General features: G+C 42.0%; 5 protein-coding genes. 4 read left to right on the forward strand and 1 reads right to left on the reverse strand.

What is annotated here, in order from left to right; translation table 11 throughout:
* Positions 1 to 247: 247 nt before the first annotated feature.
* Together CWC03_RS17040 and CWC03_RS17045 are read left to right on the forward strand one after the other, a co-directional pair.
* Positions 248 to 1,561, forward strand: coding sequence for a Na+/H+ antiporter NhaC family protein (locus CWC03_RS17040; protein WP_138582902.1), 1,314 nt, complete (start codon positions 248 to 250; stop codon positions 1,559 to 1,561).
* Between the two features lie 73 nt (positions 1,562 to 1,634).
* Positions 1,635 to 2,414, forward strand: a complete 780-nt coding sequence (locus CWC03_RS17045; RefSeq protein ID WP_138582903.1) for a nucleoside-binding protein — start codon at positions 1,635 to 1,637, stop codon at positions 2,412 to 2,414.
* Between the two features lie 146 nt (positions 2,415 to 2,560).
* On the opposite strand, the gene CWC03_RS17050 is transcribed toward CWC03_RS17045, so the two are convergent.
* Entirely contained in the window at positions 2,561 to 3,580 is a 1,020-nt protein-coding gene (locus CWC03_RS17050; RefSeq protein WP_138582904.1) for a tetratricopeptide repeat protein, read from the reverse strand.
* A 193-nt stretch (positions 3,581 to 3,773) separates the two neighbouring features.
* On the opposite strand from CWC03_RS17050, the gene CWC03_RS17055 reads away from it, so the two are divergent.
* Positions 3,774 to 5,312, forward strand: a complete 1,539-nt coding sequence (locus CWC03_RS17055; RefSeq protein ID WP_138582905.1) for an adenylyltransferase/cytidyltransferase family protein — start codon at positions 3,774 to 3,776, stop codon at positions 5,310 to 5,312.
* Positions 5,302 to 5,466 (forward strand): hypothetical protein, encoded by a 165-nt coding sequence (locus CWC03_RS23505; protein WP_171040272.1) that lies wholly within the window; start codon positions 5,302 to 5,304, stop codon positions 5,464 to 5,466. The genes CWC03_RS17055 and CWC03_RS23505 overlap by 11 nt, the downstream gene beginning before the upstream one ends.
* The last annotated feature ends 147 nt before the right edge of the window (positions 5,467 to 5,613 follow it).

Below are 5,613 nucleotides of genomic sequence, written 5' to 3' on the forward strand. Positions count from 1 at the left end.
ATTGATTTTCTCAGGTATTCATCTTATACAAATTGCATTAAGTAAATGGGCTATTTTGAAGCGGAGAAATAGCTTTAGTAGCTAGGCAAAAATTTTGCTATTTAGTTGTTCTAAATGAAAAATTTTTAACGACGCTAATATGCTACTTCCCCCTTCAAATTGGTTGGAGAATTAATACAATTGGTATTAGGTGTGTTGTGCGGTTTTACAGCTGGCTATTGGCTGTGCTTTATTGTTGGGGAGTGCTATGCAACCAAATTACAATCAAACAAAGGCAAAACTATCATTATTGCCGTTGTTGACCTTTGTAGGGATTTTTCTTGGCGCAGGATTGTATTTGCAATCGCAAGGCGTTGATTATGCGTTTTATCAATTAAAAGCTCCTGTCGCGATTTTACCAGCCATCGTTCTCGCTTTTTTACTTAATAAAGATACCATCAACCGCAGTGTCGAAACTTTTATTCAAGGCGCAGGACACAGCAATATCATCACCATGTGCCTCATCTATTTATTAGCAGGTGCTTTTTCTGCGGTTGCAAGTGCCACTGGCGGTGTTGACGCTGTGGTTAACGCCGGTTTATCACTTATTCCTCCGGCATTTTTATTACCCGGCTTGTTCCTTATTTCTGCTGTCGTCTCTACCGCAATGGGAACCTCCATGGGCACAATTGGTGCAATTGGACCTATTGCTGTTGCCGTCGCGATGAAAACCGGAATTGATCCAGCACTGATGGCTGGTACCATCGTTTCGGGCGCAATGTTTGGCGATAACTTATCCATTATTTCTGATACCACAATTGCAGCAACGCGAACGCAAGGCTGTGAAATGAAAGATAAATTTAGAGAGAATCTAAAAATAGCCCTACCAGCGGCACTGCTGACAGTTTTACTCTTGGTGTTTTTAACACCAGAGCCGCAGATTGTAGAAACCAAGCCGTTTGATTGGTTATTAGTTTTACCATACGCGTTTATCTTGGTCTTGGCGGTGATTGGTATCAATGTTTTTGTGGTGCTCTTTAGTGGTATCGTTTTTGCTGGCTGTATGGGTTTTGCCGGTGACTATCACGGCGCTGCGTTCTTAAACGATATCTATAAAGGCTTTAGTGATATGCAGGAGATTTTCTTGCTGTCGATGTTCATTGGTGGTTTATCTGAATTTATTCGTATCAACGGCGGCCTAGATTTTTTAGCCAAACAGATCCAAAAAATTACCAGCATTATCGCGAAATGGCACCGTCAAGTTGCTGATCAACTCGGTATTGCTGCCCTCGTATTAACAAGTAACTTGTGCATCGCAAATAACACAGTAAGTATCATAGTTGCAGGCCCTGTTGCTAAAAAACTGGCTGAAGATGGAAAGATTTCAGCTAAACGTTCGGCAAGTTTATTAGATATTTTCGCTTGTGTTATGCAAGGCTCTTTACCCTATGGTGCACAGGCACTGCTGCTCGGAGCCACATTTAAAATCAGCCCTTGGGACGTATCTAGTTCTTCATATTACTGTTTCATTCTGGCTTTCACCGCCATTACCGTAATCTGCCTAAGAAGAAATAAAGCATAATTTATTCGGTTTACGCGCCCAGCTTTGGGCGCTTTTGTTATACTTTCATTTTTAACGCTATCCGAATTAATAAATGAAAATCAACACGCTCATCATTTCCTCCTCACTCGCTTTTAGCACATTTGGCTATGCTGCTGATTGGAGTACAACGCAACTACATATAAACCACGGTGATTTCAAAAACCCGTTTAGCAGAAGTGAAGCAACGGCAACGGTTTACTCATTACAACATGCGTCTGGATATCGCTACGGCGATAATTTCTTCTTTATCGATTACAGCAAAGATGACCTTAGTGATGGTTACCAAGACGGTGACTTTTATGGTGAGTGGTATTCGAGCTTCTCGATGTCAAAGATTGCTGACTTAAAGTCTTCTTTTGATGCTATAGCTGACGTTAGCTTAACCATGGGCTTCAATGCAGCTGGAGACGCTAAGGTGATGAAATACTTACCTGGTGTCAAAGTGAACTGGAATTTTGAAGGGTTCAACTTTTTCTCTTCTACATTTACTCTCTATCAAGACGATAGCCAAGGAGTCAGCCATGGCGGTGCACCTAAGGAAAGTGATAGCTGGATGATAGATCTTGCATGGGGTTACCCCTTCACAATAGGCGAACAAAAGTTCTATCTCACAGGTCACGTAGAATATATTGGCGAGCGAGAGAACGAGTTGGGTAATGACGTAAAAGGCTGGTTGCTCGCGCAGCCAATTCTACAATGGGATCTAGGCAACGCGGTAGGCATGCCTGACAATCAATTAATGTTAGGTGTTGAATGGCAATATTGGCGTAACAAACTCGGCACAGATACCAATGAATCTGTTCCCCAGCTACATCTAGCGTGGACTTTCTAACTCTGAACTCGCTTTTGACCTTTGATTTACTTTGTGATGGTTGAGTCAAAGGTACTCATTATTTATCAGCCCCACCTGATAATCTACTATTCAAAGTATAAAGAGCGGCGCTGTGCTCTAGTATGGTAATCGTTTTTTGTGATGGATTAGTGCTCACACCAAGATAGCGCAACTTCCGGTAGCGAAGTATTCGTCGATACACTGGCGACCACTTTTTGCTGCTCAGACAGCAGCGTATTATAAGATGCTATCAACTTTGGGAGTTGCAATGTATAAACATATTTCTCCATATTGCTGCCGTAATCACTTTGGAGCAATATGGGTAAAGTCGAAATAAGAAACTCAACTTGATCTGCTTTTGGCTGTATGCCATTTCTACTTTTTTGGAAAATTATCTCCTGCCAAGTAAACACAATCGACAATTCTTTATCCTCTGCTGCACTTAGCTGAGCTTTTACTGTATTCCTATAGCGTCTATAGTTTTTCCATTGATTTGCAAGCAAATAAACGTTTAACAAGTTTAACCCCGTATAACTCGCTTCATATGCTTGCCCTGTTTTTTGATGATAAAGAAAGGCTTGTCTATATAGTCTTGCAGCATGTTGATATTTGCTCATATCAAAATAAACATTGGCTAAGTTATTGTTAAGTGCCGCCTCCAGTTGCTCATCTTTAACGTCAGACAATGTCGGCGTTAAAATATTGATTGCTTCTTTTAGCTGTCCCATCGTTCGATATAAAACCGCGAGATTATTAACGATACGGGGCCTTTGTTCATGAGTTGAGTACCTGAGTGCACATTCGTAGTTTATTTGAGCAAGAGCAGGCTGATTAATGCGGCGATAATAAATCGCAAGATTGTTTGCAATTAACCCTTTCTCTGACTGAAGATATGTAAGCCAATCAGCACTTTCAGAAAATAGCTCCACAATTTCAGTTATTCTAGGGACATTATTTGATTTTATTGATGCCTCTAAGCCTGCCCGATGTAGCTCATATAAACCTTTTGAGGGCTGCACTGGCAGTTTGGGTAATACTGCTTCATAGGCTCGAGTTGCTTGTGCTGGGTTTGAGATGTTTAAATCTTGAATAACCCGCAATGTCTTAAACAGCTCATCAGGTGCGAGTACTGTCAGAGAAGAAACAACAATAATAACTGGTAGCACTTTCGCTCTCCGATTTCCTGATTTAAAGTAATCTTAGTGGAGCTTTCGCCAGTTAGCAAAATGCCCGAGCGTGCAGAAGTATAAAACCGCTGGCGACTTCACATTAAACACATCAAATTCATTAATGTGGGTCATCAAAATATGGACTCTGTGACTACAAAAACTAAAAGCAGCACAACAAGGTATTTACTCGATGCAGAAAGACACTGTAACTAAGCAGTCACAACTTAATAGAAAGATGACACAGGCCATCGAGTATTTTACTTCGGGCCAAGACCAAGCAGCAGAACAAGCATTTCAGCAGCTATATCAACAGCAGCCCACCCAGCAGGTCATTTTATATCTCGCACAATTGGCGCAGCGTAGACAAGCCGGGAGTGAATGGATTGAACAACTTGAAGCACTGCTACATAAACACCCAGATGTACCAGATAGCTATTATATTCTCGCTCGGAGCTATCAACAAAACAGACAACTACCTCTCGCCGCTCAAACCTTCTATCAAGCACTAGGATGGCGCTTGCAGCATGACGCACTGACAAACATTGCAGCAGTTCAATCATCCGAAGTACCTATACATGAAAGCGCGGGCTCAACTAAACTAACTCCTGAACACGCTTTACACTTACTACTACAAACGTTGTCGTCCTTAAAAAAAGCGGGATTTTATGCTTTCCCTACGGCTGGTACTTTGCTTGGGTTAGAGCGTGAAGGTCAACTCCTAGAAAATGATAAAGATGTTGATATTGGTATCGACTGGGCTCACATGAAAAGCGCAATCGAGCATTTACAGCATCTTGGCTGGCAGGAAGAAGCGCAATCCTATGGACTTATAAACCCTCGATGTTTTCGCCACCAATCAGGCTTAGTGCTTGACCTTTGCGGTTATGCTACAGAGCAAAACACTGGAGACACCATATCAGGTTTATGGATGCAAGACGTACCTTTTACTTGGAATAGAGTGACGCGTTTCTCTGCTATTCAAGTTGTGAGCATCAGCTCACCTGCCGGAGAAATTTATTATCCCCAGTATCCAGAACAAATCTTACAAGCATTATATGGATTGGATTGGAAAATGCCTGACGCAAATTTTGATACCATCGTCTGCGCCCCGAATATTATACAAGATTCCTACTTATATTACTGTTATGCCTACTCTCACCTCTACACTGAGTGGAAAAAAGGCAACTTCAAAAAAATGTATGCCATGCTTAAGGTGCTATTACAATTCAAACCCCATGACAGCCTTTTAAAAAATCTTATGCAGTTCGTACAAAAGGAGATGAAATCACAACAGCCGTGCCGCGTTTTAGCGCTTGGTTTTTTTGATCTACTTCACTCTGGTCACTTAACGTATTTGTCGTTAGCGAAATCACACGGAGACTACTTAGTTGTTGGGGTCGCACCGGATGCTTTTGCGTTAAAAAGTAAGGGACGACCGCCAATAATGGATCAAGAAGAGCGCTTAAGTATTATTAAGGCATTAGCATGCGTAGATCAAGCGGTTTTAGTCGGTGCACCAATGGCTGATACTGAACGAGCAGCGCACTGGATCGCACAACAAAGAGTAAACCTTGTGATCTGCGGTGATGAATGGCAACACACGCCCCGCTGGCAGGCATTGGAAGCAGCTTTAGCACCACAAAATATTCAGGTTGCTTATATCCCTTATACCCAAGGAATTTCTAGCACTAAAATTAAAGAAAGAATACAAAACTTCAATGAGAGTTAACGCTGTGTATCTGCTGGGAGCAAGTGTTGAAACGGGTTTTAATGTACATGTTTTTCCGGAACTTCATTGCAAACCATCGGCGGGTAAACCACCTCCGACCATGCGGCTCAGTGCTGATGTGGTGGGAGCGAGTTTACCTCGCGAGCTTTTCTAAATTCCAAACAGAAAAAAAACCGTCGCATTGCTGCAACGGCTTTGACGTACATGGATGTACTAATGTCGATTAGATCCATGGATGAATGCTGTTAATCGACCTTTAATAAGACCCTGGCTCGCGACGAACTAGGATGTTTTATTCTTT

Origin of the sequence: Pseudoalteromonas sp. S2755, from assembly GCF_005886535.1 — a bacterium.
Taxonomy (GTDB): domain Bacteria; phylum Pseudomonadota; class Gammaproteobacteria; order Enterobacterales; family Alteromonadaceae; genus Pseudoalteromonas.